We start from the raw sequence: 18,883 nt of genomic DNA, 5'->3' as shown, positions 1-18,883 counted from the left end.
AAATCTATGCGTATTTAATGGTTTCTGTATACGCTAAACTAGTCCGAATATTTTTTCTAAAGGCTTATGGAAATGAAATATAACTAACATCATAGTTAAAAATAAACTTAAAGCTATGTTAAACAATTCATCAAATTTATACGGAAGCGGGTGGCTCGCTCTTGTATTTAGCAACAGAAACCAAAATTATGGTGCTTACGTGTTAAGGATGCAGTCTGCAGGTATTTTGTTAAAATCTTTCCTTATTGCAGCCCCATTATTTATCATGGCTTTTGTTGGTCCTTCAATTTATGCGTATTTTAAACCGAAGCCTTCCGTGCAAACAGATGTAGTAATGCAGGTTCAGGATATTGAACCGATTCATGAGATGAAAAAAGAAGAGCCTAAAAAAGAGGAGATTAAAAAAGAACTTCCAAAAGCAGAACCAATTTTGGAAAAAGCTAAAACTGTAAATTTAAGTGCTAACATAAAGGTGGTTGATAAAGAATTTATTCCCGATCCGCCAACTACAGCAGATTTACAGGATGCGATTGTCGGTAGTACAACTAGTGAAGGTAAAGAGGGTTTAGGTAACGCAAAGCCGATTGACGAGAACTTAGGCAATGGCGGTGGGACAGGAAACGGTAAAGGCGAAGATAATACAGTTTATACTACAGCTGGCGTAGAAAAATTTCCTGAATTTCCTGGCGGGATGGCAGCTTGGTCAAAATTCATTCAGAAAAACCTACGCTATCCGTACGTTGCGCAAGAAAATGGCATACAAGGAAAGGTCTATGTAAGTTTTGTGGTGGAGAAAGATGGTTCGATAACTGATGTAACAGTAACCAGAGGTATTGGAGGCGGTTGCGATGAAGAAGCAATGCGAGTGATCAAAAAATCGCCTAGATGGTCTGCGGGAGAGCAAAATAACAATAAAGTTAGGGTTAGGTATAATATGCCAATTAACTATACCATTACACAATAAATTTTAATGAGTTTTATATAAGGGCTGTTTTTAAATATCAGATTGCTTCTGAGATTTACGATACAGCCCTTTTTACGTTGACTTATCTTTTGCCATCCATCTTTCATACCACATCTGAAATTGTAGCATCATCCACAATTTTTGAGCATTGGTCGGGTTGCTGTTTTGGTAAAATTTCTTTTTTATGTCTAGAGCTGCCTCAACATTAAATAATTGGTGTTCTCTCAGTTTTTCTTCAGACACATATTTTGTAACGAGTGGCTTAAATGAGGTTTTTAACCAAGACGCTAATGGTATCACAAATCCCTTTTTTGGTTTTTTTATAAACTCTGCCGGTACATATTTATGCGTAATTTGCTTTAGCAAGTATTTTTGTTCTCCATCTTTGATGAACCACTTTGCATCTAAAGTTGCCAAATAGGTGATTAGATCGGTACTTAGAATAGTATCTCTGCTTTCAATGGCAAAGTTCATAAAAGATTTGTCGCTTTTTACCAGTAAGTTATCTGGCAAATAGTTATGCAAATCATGTAGTAACAAATCTTTAATACCATTGGCCTTTGGTTTTCTGGCAGAAATGGCTTTGTCTTCAAAGCGGAGTAGGTTGTCGATTTCTTCGTTGCTAAAACAGGCGTTAATTTCAATGTATTTATTCAGCAAGCCATCTGTTTCTAAAACAGTACGAACTTTTTTATCGGTGGTTTTCCAGTAGTATAGTTTTAGCTTTTCCCAAAGAGTTGGTGACTTTTTTGATGACAGTTCTTCTAAATTAATAGCTCTGGCATAAGTCCTATGGCCACCAAATAGTTCGTCGCCACCTTCGGCACCTAATAAAATTTTAATGTCTTTGTTTAGGTTTTTACCAAGAAAAGATAAGGCGATTGCGCTACTATCGCCAACTGGCTCATCGAAAACGTTGGGTAAATCTTTTAATATATCCGCAGCCTGGTCTTGATCTATGTAAAAATCTTGGTGATTGGTTTTTAAATGTTCTGCAACTTTTTTGGCTTGTGTTGCTTCGTTAAATTTTTCGTCATTAAACCCAACCGTAAATGTTTTAATTCTTTTAGTTTGATTTTTTTGAAGGATGGCTGCAACCATGGAACTATCATAACCACCACTAAGCAAAACGGCTGTGGGTACGTCTGCCACGTTTCTCTTTAAAATTGATTCCGTAAGTAAATCTTCAATTTTTTTAAGTATTTGATCTTCGCTATCTGTATTTGTAACTTTTGGGCTGGTGTTTAGCCAAGTTAGTGGACTATCATAGCTATTTCCACTGTGTAAATCAATGGTAGTAAGTACGCCCTTTTTAAATTTGTAAATGTTTTGAAAAATCGTTTCGTCATCAGTAAAATACCCAAACCTGAAAAAGTTTCTGACTGCTACTTTATTAATCTCTTTTTTGATGTTTGAATAGCAGAGAAGTGCTTTTATTTCTGAACCAAACGCGTAAAAGCCTTTGCTTTTATAAAAATAAAGAGGTTTGCTGCCTAATTCGTCTCTTGCAACTAATAACTGGTTTAGTTTTCTATCTAATAATGCAAAAGCAAAAGATCCATCAAACATTTGAAAAGCTTTGTTTCCCCACTTTTTATAACTCTCAATTATTACTTCGGTATCTGAGAGTGTAGAGAATATTATGCCGTACTTAATTAAGGATTCTCTAAGCTCAAGATAGTTGTAAATAGTGCCATTAAAAGTAATGCAATAATTATTACAGATGCTGTTGAAAGGTTGGTTCGCTTTTTCGCTCAGATCTATTGTCGCTAAACGAACATTGGAAAGTGCCAAAGTGTAATGATCTTTTTTTTCAACTACGCTTTTACTTCCATCTGTACCTCTGTGAAGCAAGCTTTCTGATGCTAACTTAAGATCGTTGTCGTTAATGCTATGAGTATGGTCTAAAAAACCGGTGATACCGCTCATATTAGCTCAAGAAGAGTTTAGATATGTTAAACAATTTGATATTCGGTTAAATTTTAAACCTTAGGTTAATTTAAGGAGTATAAAAGTACAAATATTTAACGTATTACAATTTTTGCGACAAAAATTATTGGGCTTTAAAACTATAGGTTTTAAGAAATTGGCAAATAAAAAAGCCGTCTATTTTTAAGACGGCTTTTTTATTATGCTTTAGTTTTGCTATCAACCCAGTTTTTGGCATTAGTAAAAGCTTCCATCCAAGGGCTAACTTCATCTTTACGTCCCTTTGGATAATTTGCCCAATGCCATTGAAACAATGAACGCTCAATGTGCGGCATCATAACTAAATGTCTACCAGAATCATCACACATCATAGCTGTATTAAAATCAGAACCGTTAGGACTAGCCGGATAAGTTTCGTAAGCGTATTTTGCTACAATCTGATATTTGTCTTCTGTATAAGGTAATTGGAATCTTCCTTCGCCATGCGAAACCCAAACACCTAGAGTGCTACCAGCTAAGCTAGAAAGCATAATTGAATTGTTTTCTTGCAATGTTAACGAAGTGAAAATACTTTCGTGTTTACCACTTTTGTTATGAAGCATTTTTGGTTTTTCGCTATGCTGAGGATTGATTAAACCTAACTCTACAAACAATTGGCAACCGTTACAGATGCCAACAGAAAGTGTGTCATCGCGTTTAAAGAAGTTTTCTAAGGCAATACGAGCTTTCTCGTTATACATAAATGCGCCTGCCCAACCTTTTGCCGAACCTAAAACGTCAGAATTAGAAAATCCGCCCACCGCTGCAATAAAACTAATATCCTCTAAAGTTTCTCTGCCAGAAATTAAATCTGTCATGTGTACATCTTTAACATCAAAACCTGCTAAATACATTGCATTTGCAACCTCACGCTCAGAGTTACTTCCTTTCTCGCGAATAATAGCCGCCTTAGGTCGAGGTTTAGTTTCGTCAATTACTGGTTTTTTGCCCGTAAATTGAGTTGGGAATGTATAGTTTAAAACTTGGTTTTTATAATTATCATAGCGTTCTTTCGCTAAGCCATTTCCGGTTTGTTTGCTATCTAATAAGTAAGATGTTTTGAACCAAACATCACGTAGGTTGTCAACATCAAAACTTAACTTCTCATCGGCATTTTTAATTTCAAGCGTAGCTGAATTTACCACTTCGCCAATTTTATGGAATTCGATGTTTTGGCTTGCTAAGAATGTTTCAACACTTGCGTCGGCTTGGAAAACCAATGCGATGTTTTCTGCAAAAAGCAACTTGATGCTGTCGGCTTCGCCAAGTGCAGTTAAATCTAATTTTGCACCCAAATTACGGTCTGCAAAACACATTTCTAATAATGTTGTAATTAAGCCACCGCTACCAATGTCATGTCCGGCAACAATTTTTTCTTCCTTAATTAACTGTTGAATTGCATTAAAAGCAATGCTGAATTTTGCACTGTCTTTAACATCTGGTGTTTCGTTGCCAATTCTGTTTAAGATTTGGGCAAATGAAGAACCGCCAAGTTTATAGCTGTCATTAGATAGGTTGATATAATAAATTGACCCACCATCTTTTTGTAAAACTGGTTCAACAACTTTGGTAATATCATCGCAATTGCCACCTGCGGAAATAATCACCGTTCCCGGAGCAATCACATCACCATCTTTATATTTCTGTTTCATTGATAAGGAATCCTTACCTGTCGGGATGTTAATTCCCAAGTCGATTGCAAAGTCAGAACATGCTTTAACAGCTTCGTACAACCTAGCATCTTCGCCTTCGTTTTTACAAGCCCACATCCAGTTTGCAGATAGCGAAACAGATTTTAAGCCGTCTTTTAATGGAGCCCAAACAATGTTCGATAACGATTCGGCAATGGCAACACGGCTACCTGCAGCAGGATCTATTAATGCAGTTAAAGGAGCATGGCCTACAGATGTAGCAATACCTTCTTTTCCTTTAAAATCTAAGGCCATTACGCCACAGTTGTTTAATGGTAGCTGCAAAGGTCCAGCGCATTGTTGTTTAGCTACACGCCCACCAACACATCTATCAACTTTGTTGGTTAACCAATCTTTACTCGCAACGGCTTCTAATTGTAAAACTTGCTCTAAATAGGTATTAAGTTTTGTATTATCGTAAGTAACCGCTTCATATTTACGCGTTACTGTTTGGTCTTCCATAACAACCTTTGGCGAGCTGCCAAAGATGTCGCTTAATGCAACATCCATAGGTTTTTGCCCTGTCGTTGCAGATTCGAAAGTAAATCTGTGGTCGCCTGTTACCTTACCAACGGTGTACATTGGCGAGCGCTCGCGATCGGCAATTTTTTGTAAGGTTTCGATATGCTCATTTCCGATAACCAATCCCATTCTTTCCTGCGATTCGTTGCCGATAATTTCTTTGGCTGATAGGGTAGGGTCGCCAACTGGCAGTTTATCCAAATCAATTTTACCACCAGTTTCCTCAACCAGTTCAGATAAACAGTTTAAGTGTCCGCCTGCACCATGATCGTGGATAGAAATAATGCTGTTATGATCGCTTTCTACCATTCCACGCACTGCGTTGGCCGCTCTTTTTTGCATTTCCGGATTTGAACGTTGAATAGCGTTTAATTCAATTCCTGTTCCATGTTCGCCAGTGTCTGCAGAAGAAACTGCAGCGCCACCCATTCCAATTCTATAATTTTCGCCTCCAAGAATTACAATATTATCGCCTTCTTGTGGTTTTTTCTTTTGTGCCTGACTAGCTTTTCCATAACCTACACCGCCAGCAAGCATTATAACTTTGTCGAAACCTAATTTTCTAGGTGCAACCGCTAAATTATCGCTTTGCTCATCGTGCTCAAAAGTTAAAACCGAACCCGTAATTAATGGCTGGCCAAATTTGTTACCGAAATCTGTAGCACCGTTTGATGCTTTGATTAGAATATCCATTGGGGTCTGGTAAAGCCACTTACGCTCTTCAATACCCTTTTCCCAAGGTCTATTTTCTTCTAAACGAGAAAGCGCCGTCATGTAAACCGCTGTTCCGGCCAAAGGCAAAGAGCCTTGTCCACCAGCTAGCCTGTCTCTAATCTCGCCACCAGAACCCGTTGCAGCGCCGTTAAATGGTTCTACCGTAGTCGGGAAATTATGTGTTTCTGCTTTAATAGAAATTACAGATTCAAAATCGCTGGTAGCGTAATAGTCAGGAATATCGGCACGTTTTGGTGCAAATTGTTGTACAGTTGGGCCTTTTATAAACGCAACATTATCCTTGTAGGCAGAAACAATATCGTTAGGGTTCTGCTCAGAAGTTTTACGTATTAACTTAAATAACGATGTTTCCTTTTCTTCGCCATCAATTACAAACTTGCCATTAAATATCTTGTGTCGGCAATGCTCAGAGTTTACTTGCGAAAAGCCAAAAACTTCAGAATCTGTTAATGGTCTGCCTATTTTCTCCGCTAATTCTGTAAGGTATGCTACTTCTTCGTCGCTAAGCGATAAACCTTCTTGTTTGTTATAGCCGGCAATATCGGTAATTTCTAAAATTGGTTCAGGTTTAATGTTTATGGTAAAAACATCCTGACCAACATTTTCAAATTTTTGCGAAAGCATAGGGTCGTAGCCAGAAAAATCTTCCGCTACTTTTTTAAATTCTTCAATTCTAATAATGCCCGAAATACTCATGTTCTGTGTAATTTCTACGGCATTGGTGCTCCATGGAGTAATCATTGCAGCTCTTGGCCCCACAAAAAAACCAGTTAATTGTTGGTCGTTTTGTAGCGTTGCGCCACCAAATAACCACTCTAATTTTGTAATGTCTGCTGTAGATAAAGATTGTTCTGTTTGTAAAACAAAAACTGCTTCGGAAGGATTGGAGAAGAAATAAATCATGCTTTTATTTTGAAAGCGCAAATTTAGGTTTTTTTAATTTAATGAGGGAAGGAATGCAGGATTGAATTAGAGAATTTTGAACCACAAATTAACAATTGCGTATTTAATAGCTAATATTTACCATAGTACGCATCGTAGTCATTCTGTCGGCCTTGCTCTTTATATAAATTCAGTAATTTATTGTAAGAATTTATAGCGCCAGATTTGTGATCGTTAACCGCCGACTTCCATTGTTTCTCCGCATTTGCATAGTCTTTTTTGTCGTAATACGCTTGCCCTAATGGGTCTTTAATATAAACGCTTGATGAATCTAACCTCAAATATTTAATAGCATTATCGTATTGTTGCAATTTTAGGTAGGCAGAACCTAAAGCGTACAAGGTTTCTTTGTTTCCTTTGTCGGCGAGAGGTTTGGCGTATTTAATTACGTCATCGTATTTTTCGTCTCGCAAACTTAGGTTAGAAAGATATTGCGCAGCAAATACGTCGCCTTTTTCGAAAGATTTGATGTAAACCGCTTTCGCTTTTTCGGGTTGATGTTCGTTGGCGTACAGCAATGCTAACTTATTTGTTGCAGTTGTATCGCCTTCTGCAATAGCTAATTCATAATGTTTTATAGCTTCGGGCACATTGTCTTCTTTATAAAATTTATCGGCCTTGTCGGTATTGTTCGTTTTGCAGCTTTGTAAGGAAATCACTAAAAAGAAGAGAAGTAATAGCGATGTTTGTTTTAACTTTTTCATGATCATGTTTTTAGGTATTTGTTATTTAAAGATAGAAGATTTGTAGTAAATATTTAATTTGAAGCGCAAATTGGTTCAATTATTAACGTTAGTCCCGCTTTACACTATAGCCCTCGTTCCTCGGGGCTGTCGTTTCAATCGGGGCTATAAAAACAAAGACTGTAAAATTTTTAAAGCTTTGTATGCGTAATGCCAAAAGAGCCAAGCCTTAGTAACCTAAACCCCATTCCCCGGTCAATCTCATTAAGCGTTATTTATAACGTTGGCGGGGACGCCAACATAAGAATATTCCAGGGTTGGCGTCCCCGCCAACGCTTAACTTAATAACATTGTGCCTGTCCGGCAGGTAGGCGATTTTCAATCGGGGCTATAAAACCAAAGGCTGTATAGTCTCTAAGCACACTTAAGGCTACTCGTGTCTGCGGAGATTGATTTTCAAACTCTTTTTGATTTAAAAAAACCGGTATTATTAGCGGTACTTTTATATTTATTTCATCTTTGCAATTATATAATACATACAATAACATGTTCAATCGCATCCATCACATTGCAATTATCTGTAGCAATTACCAAGTTTCAAAAGACTTTTATGTAAATAAATTAGGCTTAAAGGTGTTGGCTGAGGTTTTTAGAGCAGAGAGAAATTCGTATAAGTTAGATTTAGCTGTAAACGAACTATATCAGATCGAGCTGTTTTCATTTCCAAATCCGCCAGCTCGTCCATCGAGGCCAGAAGCTTTAGGATTAAGACATTTAGCTTTTGAGGTTGATGATATTGTCTCAGTAGTTAATGATTTATCCTTAAAAGGAATACAAACGGAGCAAGTAAGGGTGGATGAATTTACAGGTAAGAAATTTACCTTTTTTACCGACCCAGATGGTTTGCCATTAGAATTGTATCAAAAATGAGCTCAATTTTCAAATTCAAACAATTCCACGTAGACCAAGCTGGTTGCGCCATGAAAATTAATACCGACGGCGTTTTACTAGCTGCTTTGGTGGAGAGTGAAAGCCCGAAAAGGATTTTGGATATTGGAACAGGTACAGGTGTTTTGGCTTTGATGATGGCCCAACGTTTCCCCTTGTCAAAAGTAGAAGCAGTTGAAATTGATGAGTCAGCTTCTGCTACTGCTGAAAGAAATTTTCGGTTTTCGGTTTTCAATGATAGATTATCTATTAACAATGTAGCAATTGAGCAATTTAGCACAGATAATAAATTCGATCTGGTTATTTCGAATCCGCCATTTTTTGTAAACGATTTAAAAAATACAGAAGAGAAAAAAGGTATTGCTAGGCATGCCAGCGAACGGTTTTTTAAAGATTTAATCGTTAAGGTGGCTTCTCTTTTAACTACTAATGGAAGTTTTTGGTTTGTACTGCCGGTAAAGCAGGCTGATGTACTGGTTGAAAATGCTAAACAATTGGATCTGTATCCAGAAAAAATAATAGATCTGCATTCTGATTCTGAGAAACCAGCATTCAGGAAAATTGTTGCGCTATCAAAGAGCAATCGACCAACTGAAACAACACATTTTTATATCTACGAAAGTGAAAAAATATATACTCAAGCCTATAAAACACTTTTAAAAGATTTCTTTTTAGGCTATTAATTTAAGCTAGCTATAATTTGTAATTTAGGCGATATTCTTAAACCAAATTACATGAAGTTTCCCATTCTGGTTACCGCCTTACTTACAGCAATTACTTTTTCCGCTAAAGCTCAAACCAAAACAAGCTCTGTAGAGCAGATTCCTGGAATTGATTCCCTGCTTAATCGTGTGCTAAAAGACCAAAATATTGCAGGTTTTGCCGTAGCTGTTGTAAAAGGCGATCAGGTTATTTATAGCAAGGGTTTTGGCTATCGCGATATAGAAAATAAAAAACCGGTTACACCAAATACACTTTTTGCCATTGGCTCCAGTACCAAAGCTTTTACTTCGGGTATTTTAGGCTTGCTAGAAAAAGATGGGAAGTTAAAACTGGATGATAAGGCAACCAGCCTTTTGCCTCAGTTGCAATTTTATAATAACGAAATGAATAACCAGGTTACCGTAAGAGATTTAATGGCGCACAGAACGGGGCTTTCCAGGTATGATTATTCTTGGTTGTTGTTCAATACAGCAAACAGAGATAGTATAATTAGTCGCGTTAAGTATATGCAGCCAACTTCTGGAGTACGTGAAAAATGGTTTTATAATAATTTTATGTTCTTAGCACAAGGTATGATAGCCGAAAAACTGACTGGTAAAACTTGGGAGCAGAACGTTAAAGAGAAGTTTTTTGAGCCTTTGGAAATGACTCGCTCAAATACCAGCATGGCTAGTTTTAAAGCAGATAATGATGCTTCTTTGCCTTATATGACGATAAAGGATAGTGTTATTAAAAAGATAGACTACTATGATATAAATGGCATGGGCCCAGCCGGAAGTATAAATAGTAGTGTAAACGATATGGCTAATTGGTTAAAGGTTTGGATTAGCGGAGGGAAATTTAAAGGAAAAGAAATTTTGCCACAAAGTTATATTAAAGAGGCTGCCAGCTCTCAAATGGTAATGAACGCTTCTCTGCCAGGTAAGCACGCTGATGTTTTTCTGGCTAATTATGGCTTAGGTTGGATGATTGGATCTTACAGAGGGCATTATGCAGTTGAGCATGGGGGTAATATTAATGGTTTTTCTGCCAATGTCACGTTTTATCCTACTGATGGGTTGGGTATAGTTGTACTAACTAATCAAAACGTATCGGCTGTGCCAGACATTGTAACCCAATCAATTGCCGATAGAATGTTTAAGCTGAAACCGATTGACTGGAATGGCGACGCGAAAAAAGCTGCCGATGCGGTACGTGAAAGTAATAAAGCTGAAAAGGCTAACGAAAAAAAGAGTTTAATTTTAAATACGACTCCATCTCATTCGCTAAATGCTTATGTAGGTTCTTTCGAAAATCCAGCCTATGGATTGCTGAAAATTGTTAATGAAAAAAATCAGCTTTACGCGAATGTAGCAGAAAATAAACTATTGCTAAAACACTTGCATTACGATGTTTTTGAACCTAAATCTGTAGATAAAAAAGGTGTTGTTGATACTGCCGAAAGCAAAACGCTGTTTAATTTTGCAAGTAATAATGCTGGGAAAATTAGCGGGGTTACTTTGCAGTTAGATCCGGATAAGGATCCTGTTTCATTTTCTTTTAAGCCAGAGAACCTAAGCGCTAAAGAATTACAAAATTTGGTGGGCGATTATTTGTTAGGACAAACTCCTGTTAAAGTTTATTTAAGAGGCGATGTATTGTATGTCGCTGTTCCTGGTCAGCCAGATTACGAAACTGTTTTTGTAGAAGGTTCTTCTTTTAACTTAAAAGCGCTAAAAGGTTACAGCGTTAAATTCGAAGTGGTGGTCGGGAAAAAAGCTACATCTGTTTTGTTTTTGCAACCTAATGGGAATTTTAAGGCGACTAGAAAAAATTAGCGGAAGTTTTTCTTGTTAAACATCGTTTTTTTAGTGTTTTGTTTGTTTACTGTTTGTAGATGCCTGTTTCTTGTATTGTTTGTTGTAAAATAAACGGGATTGAAGCGGCAGCCTCTTTATTTATGCTGAGCTTGCGAAAGGATAAATGAAGCGCTATAGCGTAAAGCCCGACTGACTTTAAAAACAACTTCTTAATTGCTTTTCTAATAATAATTTAATGAAAAAAATAGGTCTGATTTCTGATACGCACGGTTATTTAGATGATGCGGTTTTTAAGTATTTCGAGGAGTGCGATGAAATTTGGCATGCGGGAGATTTTGGTGCTGATGTAGCATCGCCTTTGGCGGCATTTAAACCCTTAAAAGGGGTTTATGGCAATATAGATGGTAAAACCATTAGGGCGGAGTTTCCGGAGCATTTAAGGTTTATGTGCGAGGAGGTGGATGTATGGATGACGCATATAGGTGGTTATCCGAATAAATATGCTACGCAGGTGAAGCCAGAAATTTACACTAAGCCTCCAAAATTATTTATATGTGGGCATTCGCATATTTTAAAGGTAATGTACGATGATAAAATTAATTGTTTGCATATAAACCCCGGTGCGGCGGGAAAACAAGGTTGGCACCAAAAAAGAACTTTAATTAGATTTAGTATTTCTGAAGAAAAAATACATACCTTAGAAGCCATAGAATTAGGTAGTAGATAACGTAAAAAGTACACTAAGTAAAAATGGCAGGCATTAAAACATTAGGTCAGTTTATTATAGAAAAACAGGCTGATTTCTCTTACGCCAAAGGCGAACTATCAAGGTTGTTAAGAGACATAGGTATTGCATCTAAAATTGTAAACCGCGAAGTAAATAAGGCAGGTTTGGTAGATATTTTAGGTGATGCCGGCACTACAAACATACAAGGCGAGGGACAAAAGAAATTAGATGTTTATGCTAACGAGCAGTTTATATCTGCCTTAACCAGTGGTGGCGAGTGTTGTATAGTTGCTACAGAAGAGGAAGATGAGTTTGTGCCGATTGATTCTCCGGTTTCAAAAAATGCTAAATATATTGTCTGTATAGATCCGTTAGATGGTTCATCAAACATAGATTGCAATGTGGCAGTGGGTACAATTTTTTCTATTTACAGACGAAAGTCTGTGGAGGGAGACGCTACATTGGCAGATGTTTTACAACGTGGTACCGATCAGGTTGCTGCGGGATATGTTATTTACGGTTCTTCTACTATGCTGGTTTACACCACGGGTAAGGGGGTTAACGGTTTTACGTTAGACCCATCTATCGGTGAGTTTTGCCTATCGCACCCGAACATGAAAATACCTGAGAATGGAACGATTTATTCTATTAACGAAGGGAATTATGTGCATTTTCCGGATGGCGTAAAACAGTATATAAAGTATGCCCAGGTAGAGGATTTGGCCACAAGTAGGCCTTACACTTCAAGATATATCGGTTCTATGGTGGCAGATATTCATCGGAATTTAATAAAAGGTGGTATCTATATTTATCCAACAACTGCTGCTTCGCCAAATGGCAAATTAAGGTTGTTGTACGAATGCAATCCGATGGCTTTTATTATTGAACAGGCCGGTGGAAAAGCGTCTGACGGATTTAAGCGGATTTTAGAAATAGAACCTACAGAATTACATCAACGTACCGCTATTTTTATAGGCTCGGCTGCTATGGTAGCTAATGCAGAGCGTTTTATGGTTGAACACTCGCAACCACAGGGTTTACCAAATATCGCGGAAGAAAAGTTGGAGCAATTGGGTGTAATAGGGGGGATTGATTAGTTTTCGGTTTACAGTTACTAGTCGAGAGTTCAAAGTCGAGAGTGTGGGGTTAAAAGTTAGGATGGTATAATTTAAAAGGTAGAGGAACGAGAAACGAACAGCGCCTGACGAACAACGAGAAACAATTAATTGCCGATCTGAATTGGATTATAGAATTGCTATTGTACCTTTGCAAAAAAAAATAATTTAATGAAGATGGCAGAAGAATATACCGCATTGGCTTATATTGTTAAAACTTTAACCAAAGCTATAGCTGATTCGAAAGTTGAGCAAGTATCGGCTAGTGAGTATGTTGTAAGAGATGGAAATGATGCGATATTTCTAAAACAAGATACAAGTAATAGCGAAGGAAACGATGTTATTTCGATAAAAGATGATAGGAAAATTATCTTTAGTGAGGATTTATTAGAAACCTTGCAGGATATTGAGGATAGCGTAAAAGGGAATGATGCACTTAAGGCTTCTTTAGCAGCTACAACCATTATAATTAACGGGTTAGATATTGAAACCGATTTTGTTTTTCAGGCGGTTAAAGATTTTCTTGATCAAGTTAGTAATAGCTACGAGTTTGTACAAACCGTTGAAACGGAAGTTACTAAAATTGGGGCCGGATTTAAGTTTGGTAAACACATTTTTAGGTTAAATATTACCAATGATGCAGAAAAGATTACACTTGAGCCTAGGTTTGTGGCAACTTTTGATGCAGGCATTAAAAAAACCGTTTCTGATGATATAATTAAAGTGCAACTTGCCGTAAACAAAATGTTTAAAGGCGCCTAAGCAGCTTACCTAAATATAAAAGCCCTACATTTTAATACGTTAAAAATGTAGGGCTTTTTAATTATAATGTTTTCTATAGCAAGTTGCTTTGCTTCTTTTCTTCTTCAAAAAAAACGTCGATAGCTAAAGCGCTTTTGTTTTGCGAAGCTGCTACAGCGAGGCGGTCGCAACGTTCGTTTTCTGGATGGTTATTATGTCCTTTTATCCAAATAAATTTAATTTGATGCAGTTTGTGCAAGTTTAGGTATTGAATCCAAAGATCTTTGTTTTTTTTATCTTTAAAGCCTTTTTTTACCCAGCCAAAAACCCAACCTTTTTCAATAGAATCTACCACATATTTTGAATCTGAATAAATAGTGATTTGCTGCCCGGGTTTTTTGATAGCTTTTAGACCTTCAATTACAGCTAGTAGTTCCATACGATTGTTGGTGGTTAACCTAAAGCCTCCACTCAATTCTTTGTAATGCGCCCCTGCACGTAAAATTGTACCGTAGCCGCCCGGACCGGGATTGCCACTTGCGGCGCCATCTGTATAAATCTCTATCATAAACCCTGCAAAGCTAAGTTTTTGCCCTTACATTGTTAAGTTTAAGTTTTTTTAATGATAAATGTAAAATTCAAATTATTGATATTTACCCTGTTAAGAAAATATTAAAAAACTTTGCAGAAAATATTTGCAAAAAGTATTTAAAGTCGTACTTTTGTGACACTAAAAAATACGGTGGCTGTAGCTCAGTTGGTTAGAGTATTGGTTTGTGGTGCCGAGGGTCGTGGGTTCGAGCCCCATCAGCCACCCGTTAGCCCTTTAAGTTATCTTAAAGGGCTTTTTCTTTTTTAATCATTTTTAAAATCGTTGAATAAAGACGATAAACGCCGATTTTCGGTTCGAGCACCATATGGGTACCGTGACGGGGCAAAAAAAATGTTATAGAATAGTATTAAGTTAATATTCTAACAATCAATTGCTTATATTTTTTTCTAAATGCTGTTTTGGTTCGATGTCCTTAATTTGTGGGGAAAATCGTATCTAAAATGGTCAGTTTATTTTGTTTAAAAAAGGTAAATTGCACTATTAAAATTCAGTTATGCATGATATTGACGATCTCATTGAATTTCACAACGAATGTGAGTTCCTAGACTTCAAACAAGAAGAATATAATGAGTTAAACAAACCACATTTGATCAAAGATGTACTAGCCTTTGCGAATGCGGCTATTATTGGCAACCGTTATATCATCATTGGTGTTAAGAAGAATGATGGCGTCACCGAACTTTTTAATATCGAAAGCAAGTTAGATTCTGCCAATATCCAACAGTATGTTCATACTAATATCACCCCTGAGCTTTCTGTTGATTACGCACCTTACCAATATAAAGGATTTAACTTAATGGTTATTACCATTCAGTCCCCGGAATCGCAACCCTACATGGTCGAAAAAGATGTATCTTATAAAAAGGGTGCAGTCTGTTTAAAAGCTAATGAATGCTGGGTTCGCAAGGGCAGTTACCAGATAGCGGCAACGAGAAAGGATTTTGACAGGATGTATGCACTTAGTGCCAGTAAGGAAAGCTTGAAAGGAAAACTCGAAATAACATTTGCTGGTACAAACTCAGATGTAATCACGCTAAAATCTTTGAAAGATCTGAAACTTCCATCAAGAGAGAATGCAAAAGAATTGGAAATGATAATTGCAAAAAAAGAGGATATGCAGAAAAACAACCCCTTTGGCTATAAATTATCGATAAGAAATCCAATGTTTCCCTGGGACGGGACTTCCTATGAGGAAAGGGATTTGGAAACTTTGCGCAAAAATCTCAAAAACGTAGCCAAGACTTATCAGGACGAAGATTATTACACTGTTTTCGAAAAACATTCCTTTAAGCTGAATCTTGAAATATTCAATTCGGGCAATACCTATTTGGAGGATGCAATGGTTGAACTTATCATCCCAAATCTTGATATAGTTTTGGTGGCGGATAGAATACATTATGTCCACAAAACAAATTCAAATCCACTTCAGCCATCAAGTCCGAGAACAATAGGCTTTGATGAACTAAACTATCCCTTGGTGAAAGAAAATAAGGAAAATTATATTGTGACCGAGACTATCGGTAACATTAAGCACAACATCAAACAAGAGGGATTTAAGGTTCCGATTAGATTGGCAATTGGCAAAATCGAACAGGACACAGAGCTTACGTTGCTATGCAAAATTTTCGGTAAAAATCTTGTTTCGCCAATCGAGAAAGAACTTATTATTTCAATTAAAACCTAGCGTATGACTAAAGAGGATGAAATAAGTCGGGTACATGGAAACGGAAGTCATGTAGTTATATTAGGTGCCGGAGCAAGTATCGCATCTACAATAAAGGATCCCGAAAAAAATGGTAAAGTGCTTCCAGGTATGAATAATATAATTCAGATCTTGGAAATGGATGATATCGTCGCTGCTTTACCAAAAGAACTCACTGATCTTTCAGCAGATTTTGAGAAATTTTACAGCAAATTAGTGCTTAGACCAGAATTTGTCAGGGAGCAGAAATTAATTGAAAGAAAGATATACAAATATTTCAGTGAGCTAGAACTTCCTGAAAAGCCAACCATATATGATTACCTAATACTTTCCTTGCGGCCAAAAGATGTTATCGCTACCTTCAACTGGGATCCTTTTCTTTACCAGGCATATGTGCGTTGTGGTAAGTTTACCCAAACCCCAGGCATATTATTCTTACATGGAACGGTTGCCTTAGGTTACGATAAAATCGATAAAAGGACTGGGCCAGCTGGCTATTACTCTAAAGCAACTATGGGACGATTTGAACCGACGGAATTATTATATCCTGTTGAACAGAAGGATTATAATTCAGATGAGTTTATCAGCGGCCAATGGGAAATGATAGCTGAAGAAATGAGGATAGCGCAACGTGTTACCATCTTTGGTTATCGAGCACCAGAATCTGACGTGGAAGCTATCTCTCTACTCCAAAAAGGATGGGGGACACCTGAACAGAGGGCAATGGAACAGTTTGAGTTGATTGATGTCCGGGCAGAAGACGAAGTGAAAAAGTCTTGGAATGGTTTTATCCATAGTCATCACTATAGTTACTCCACCGATTTTTTTGACTGTTCAATAGCTCGGCATCCAAGAAGGTCTGTAGAAAGTTATCGTCATTGGTCATCTCCATTTACCCCAGATGATGTCTTTCAAGATGGAAATTTAGTGCCTAATAATTTTGAAACCTTTGAGCAGATGTGGGAATGGTATAAACCTCTTGTGGCTGCAGAGGAAAAATTTGTAAAAAAAGTGATGGCTGAGAAGAATAAGTGACAAAACTCAATGTATATTGTTAACTTGATTAATTACCAATTAATGGTAAAAAAACAAAATAACTTCGCTATATTTGCGAACTAATATAAAATTATGCTAATCGAATTTAAATTCAGTAATCTGTTTTCTTTCAAAGATGAGGTGAATTTCTTGATGACTCCTGTCAAATCTTTTAAGGAGCTCGTGAAAAGTAATATCATTAAAACTAGTAAAGATTTAGATTTGCTAAAAGTTGCAGCTATTTATGGAGCTAATGGAAGCGGCAAAAGCAACTTTATCAAAGCCTTTGGTTATTTCAATAACTATGTTTATAATTCATTTCGTGATTCGATGAATAAAGATAACGAATTGAAAGCAAGAAATAATCATTTTAGGCTTAGTACGACCACCGAAGACGCTAATACTATGTTTGAAGTCTCGTTTATTAATGGTAAATATATTTATCGTTATGGATATGAATTATTAGGCCGAAAAATAAAAAAGGAGTGGTTATTTAGAAAGCTTGATAGGGAAATTCAACTTTTTGAACGAACTGACCAGGAATTTGAAATTAATCAAGAGTCCTTCGAAGAAGGTAAAAAATACTACAAAGAAGTTAATGAAAACGTTCTTTTTATCAGTCATTTAGCTCAATACAATCAGCCTGTGACCAAAGAAGTGTTGTCGTTCTTCGATCATGTTGCAGTTATTGATGGGATTGAACAAAACCATTATTCGGAGGTTACGACGGAACTTCTCAGGGATAATAAAAACTTTAAAGAATGGGCTGCTACAGTATTAAAATATTTAGAAATTGCTAACATTGAAGCAGGTGAAAAAGACGGCGAAATTATAACTTATCATAGAAAATATGATGAAAATAATTTCGTTGTTGATGCTGTCCCTTTTAGGAAATATATGGAGTCTGATGGCACAAGAAAGCTAATTCATATCTTGGGTCCTATTTATTATACTCTTCGTTCTGGCGGAGTACTTTTTATAGACGAATTCGACTGCAAATTACATCCGAATCTTACTAAGAAATTGCTAAGCCTATTTCAAAAATATAATAAACGAAATGCGCAATTAGTATTCTCTGCACAAGATACAACGTTATTAGATAAGAAAATCCTTAGGCGTGACCAAATTTGGTTTGTAAACAAAGATCAATTTGGTGGCTCATCAATTTATTCGCTTTCTGAATTCGGCGCAAAAACTGTCCGCAATACGTCTGACTTTGCAAAAAAATACTTAGACAATACATTTGGCGGTGCGGATACGTTAAAAATAACTGACAAGTTAACCGATTTATTGTATGGGGAATAAGGAAGTAAAAAAACAAGCAAACTATCTTCGTGAACAAGGTAGTCGACAAGCTCATAAACCAAAGAAAAGGAAACTAACATTCTCATTAAAAGATTTAATTGATATGTCGGAAGGTCAAAGCTCAAATGAATGGCAAGCATTAGGCTTGTTAGCACAAATGTTTGAAATGATGAGGCACCTTTGTCAATATACCTGTGAGGAAGCAATTCGTGATGGCAGTATAAAACAGTATGGAAAATTTCCTGCTAATTCGAAATTTTCAGAACCTAAACATATAAGTGGTGTTAACTGGGGAGTTATGCATATCACCAAAAAAAGTAAGGAGGTTGTTGCAGGATATTTTGAAGACGATATCTTTCACATAGTATTTTTAGATAAAGACCACCTTTTCTATCCAACTGCTGAAAGATAAAAATTGAAGTGAGATGAATTAACATTTTGAGAAAAATCAATATAATATTTTGTTTTTGCCGTTATTTTAATCCTCCAGATTTTTTGAAAAACCGCCTATTTCAATCAATTCGTCCACAAAATGGTTCGAATTACGCACCGGCACCGACCCATCGTTTTAAAGCAGTTCTGAAAAGAACTGCTTTTTTTGTGCCCTGTAAAAAATCTATCATTTTTACACCGTTATTTAGTCCGTACTTAGGCAACCCAAATTTTGCTC

The 18,883-nt window shown here is 36.7% G+C and carries 15 protein-coding genes and 1 tRNA gene; 12 read left to right on the top strand and 4 right to left on the bottom strand.

Annotation, left to right across the window (positions count from 1 at the left end; all coding sequences use genetic code 11):
- Positions 1–115: 115 nt before the first annotated feature.
- Positions 116–964 carry an energy transducer TonB gene (locus DUT69_RS12615; RefSeq protein ID WP_113653611.1) on the top strand — a complete coding sequence of 283 codons (849 nt, stop codon included), beginning with the start codon at positions 116–118 and terminating at the stop codon, positions 962–964.
- 72 nt (positions 965–1,036) lie between these two features.
- Here the strand turns inward: DUT69_RS12615 and asnB are convergent, their stop codons facing one another.
- From asnB to DUT69_RS12600, 3 genes are all read right to left on the bottom strand, one after another.
- On the bottom strand, positions 1,037–2,893 hold the full coding sequence (gene asnB / locus DUT69_RS12610) for an asparagine synthase (glutamine-hydrolyzing) (RefSeq protein ID WP_113653610.1): 1,857 nt from the start codon (positions 2,891–2,893) through the stop codon (positions 1,037–1,039).
- 200 nt (positions 2,894–3,093) lie between these two features.
- Positions 3,094–6,783, bottom strand: coding sequence for a phosphoribosylformylglycinamidine synthase (gene purL, locus DUT69_RS12605; RefSeq protein ID WP_113653609.1), 3,690 nt, complete (start codon positions 6,781–6,783; stop codon positions 3,094–3,096).
- 110 nt (positions 6,784–6,893) lie between these two features.
- Complete coding sequence (locus DUT69_RS12600) at positions 6,894–7,526, bottom strand: tetratricopeptide repeat protein (protein ID WP_162796309.1); 633 nt, start codon at positions 7,524–7,526, stop codon at positions 6,894–6,896.
- A gap of 525 nt (positions 7,527–8,051) precedes the next feature.
- On the opposite strand from DUT69_RS12600, the gene gloA2 reads away from it, so the two are divergent.
- The 6 genes from gloA2 (at position 8,052) to DUT69_RS12565 (ending at position 13,579) form a co-directional block, all read left to right on the top strand.
- Positions 8,052–8,435, top strand: a complete 384-nt coding sequence (gloA2, locus tag DUT69_RS12590; protein WP_113653606.1) for an SMU1112c/YaeR family gloxylase I-like metalloprotein — start codon at positions 8,052–8,054, stop codon at positions 8,433–8,435.
- Positions 8,432–9,136, top strand: coding sequence for a tRNA1(Val) (adenine(37)-N6)-methyltransferase (locus DUT69_RS12585; protein ID WP_113653605.1), 705 nt, complete (start codon positions 8,432–8,434; stop codon positions 9,134–9,136). Before gloA2 ends, DUT69_RS12585 begins: the two co-directional genes overlap by 4 nt.
- 51 nt (positions 9,137–9,187) lie before the next feature.
- Positions 9,188–10,993, top strand: coding sequence for a serine hydrolase (locus tag DUT69_RS12580; RefSeq protein ID WP_113653604.1), 1,806 nt, complete (start codon positions 9,188–9,190; stop codon positions 10,991–10,993).
- Positions 10,994–11,210: 217 nt separating this feature from the next.
- Complete coding sequence (locus DUT69_RS12575) at positions 11,211–11,702, top strand: metallophosphoesterase family protein (protein WP_113653603.1); 492 nt, start codon at positions 11,211–11,213, stop codon at positions 11,700–11,702.
- A 23-nt stretch (positions 11,703–11,725) separates the two neighbouring features.
- Positions 11,726–12,799 (top strand): class 1 fructose-bisphosphatase, encoded by a 1,074-nt coding sequence (fbp, locus tag DUT69_RS12570; RefSeq protein WP_240186721.1) that lies wholly within the window; start codon positions 11,726–11,728, stop codon positions 12,797–12,799.
- 189 nt (positions 12,800–12,988) lie between these two features.
- Entirely contained in the window at positions 12,989–13,579 is a 591-nt protein-coding gene (locus DUT69_RS12565) for a hypothetical protein (RefSeq protein WP_162796308.1), read from the top strand.
- Between the two features lie 73 nt (positions 13,580–13,652).
- Here DUT69_RS12565 and rnhA read toward each other — a convergent pair whose 3' ends face one another.
- Positions 13,653–14,126, bottom strand: a complete 474-nt coding sequence (gene rnhA / locus DUT69_RS12560; protein ID WP_113653601.1) for a ribonuclease HI — start codon at positions 14,124–14,126, stop codon at positions 13,653–13,655.
- 174 nt (positions 14,127–14,300) lie between these two features.
- Here rnhA and DUT69_RS12555 point away from each other — a divergent pair.
- From DUT69_RS12555 to DUT69_RS12535, 5 genes are all read left to right on the top strand, one after another.
- Positions 14,301–14,374: transfer RNA gene (locus DUT69_RS12555), tRNA-His, on the top strand.
- Positions 14,375–14,664: 290 nt separating this feature from the next.
- Positions 14,665–15,855 carry an AlbA family DNA-binding domain-containing protein gene (locus tag DUT69_RS12550; protein WP_113653600.1) on the top strand — a complete coding sequence of 397 codons (1,191 nt, stop codon included), beginning with the start codon at positions 14,665–14,667 and terminating at the stop codon, positions 15,853–15,855.
- Positions 15,856–15,858: 3 nt separating this feature from the next.
- Positions 15,859–16,908: a hypothetical protein gene (locus DUT69_RS12545; protein ID WP_113653599.1), complete on the top strand. Its 1,050-nt coding sequence runs from the start codon at positions 15,859–15,861 to the stop codon at positions 16,906–16,908.
- Between the two features lie 183 nt (positions 16,909–17,091).
- Entirely contained in the window at positions 17,092–18,213 is a 1,122-nt protein-coding gene (locus DUT69_RS12540) for an AAA family ATPase (RefSeq protein WP_205314269.1), read from the top strand.
- A complete protein-coding gene (locus DUT69_RS12535; RefSeq protein WP_113653597.1) occupies positions 18,203–18,625 on the top strand; it encodes a hypothetical protein in 423 nt (140 codons plus the stop codon). Before DUT69_RS12540 ends, DUT69_RS12535 begins: the two co-directional genes overlap by 11 nt.
- Positions 18,626–18,883: the final 258 nt, after the last annotated feature.

The organism is Pedobacter namyangjuensis (assembly GCF_003313325.1).
In the GTDB taxonomy this organism is placed as follows: Bacteria; Bacteroidota; Bacteroidia; order Sphingobacteriales; family Sphingobacteriaceae; genus Pedobacter; species Pedobacter namyangjuensis.
This window is presented reverse-complemented; position numbering and strand designations above follow the sequence as displayed.

Excerpts from the sequence above, each read along its gene's own strand:
- DUT69_RS12615 (WP_113653611.1), top strand. The coding sequence starts at position 116 with ATGTTAAACAATTCATCAAATTTATACGGAAGCGGGTGGCTCGCTCTT.
- asnB (WP_113653610.1), bottom strand. The coding sequence starts at position 2,893 with ATGAGCGGTATCACCGGTTTTTTAGACCATACTCATAGCATTAACGAC.
- purL (WP_113653609.1), bottom strand. The coding sequence starts at position 6,783 with ATGATTTATTTCTTCTCCAATCCTTCCGAAGCAGTTTTTGTTTTACAA.
- DUT69_RS12600 (WP_162796309.1), bottom strand. The coding sequence starts at position 7,526 with ATGAAAAAGTTAAAACAAACATCGCTATTACTTCTCTTCTTTTTAGTG.
- gloA2 (WP_113653606.1), top strand. The coding sequence starts at position 8,052 with ATGTTCAATCGCATCCATCACATTGCAATTATCTGTAGCAATTACCAA.
- DUT69_RS12585 (WP_113653605.1), top strand. The coding sequence starts at position 8,432 with ATGAGCTCAATTTTCAAATTCAAACAATTCCACGTAGACCAAGCTGGT.
- DUT69_RS12580 (WP_113653604.1), top strand. The coding sequence starts at position 9,188 with ATGAAGTTTCCCATTCTGGTTACCGCCTTACTTACAGCAATTACTTTT.
- DUT69_RS12575 (WP_113653603.1), top strand. The coding sequence starts at position 11,211 with ATGAAAAAAATAGGTCTGATTTCTGATACGCACGGTTATTTAGATGAT.
- fbp (WP_240186721.1), top strand. The coding sequence starts at position 11,726 with ATGGCAGGCATTAAAACATTAGGTCAGTTTATTATAGAAAAACAGGCT.
- DUT69_RS12565 (WP_162796308.1), top strand. The coding sequence starts at position 12,989 with ATGAAGATGGCAGAAGAATATACCGCATTGGCTTATATTGTTAAAACT.
- rnhA (WP_113653601.1), bottom strand. The coding sequence starts at position 14,126 with ATGATAGAGATTTATACAGATGGCGCCGCAAGTGGCAATCCCGGTCCG.
- DUT69_RS12550 (WP_113653600.1), top strand. The coding sequence starts at position 14,665 with ATGCATGATATTGACGATCTCATTGAATTTCACAACGAATGTGAGTTC.
- DUT69_RS12545 (WP_113653599.1), top strand. The coding sequence starts at position 15,859 with ATGACTAAAGAGGATGAAATAAGTCGGGTACATGGAAACGGAAGTCAT.
- DUT69_RS12535 (WP_113653597.1), top strand. The coding sequence starts at position 18,203 with ATGGGGAATAAGGAAGTAAAAAAACAAGCAAACTATCTTCGTGAACAA.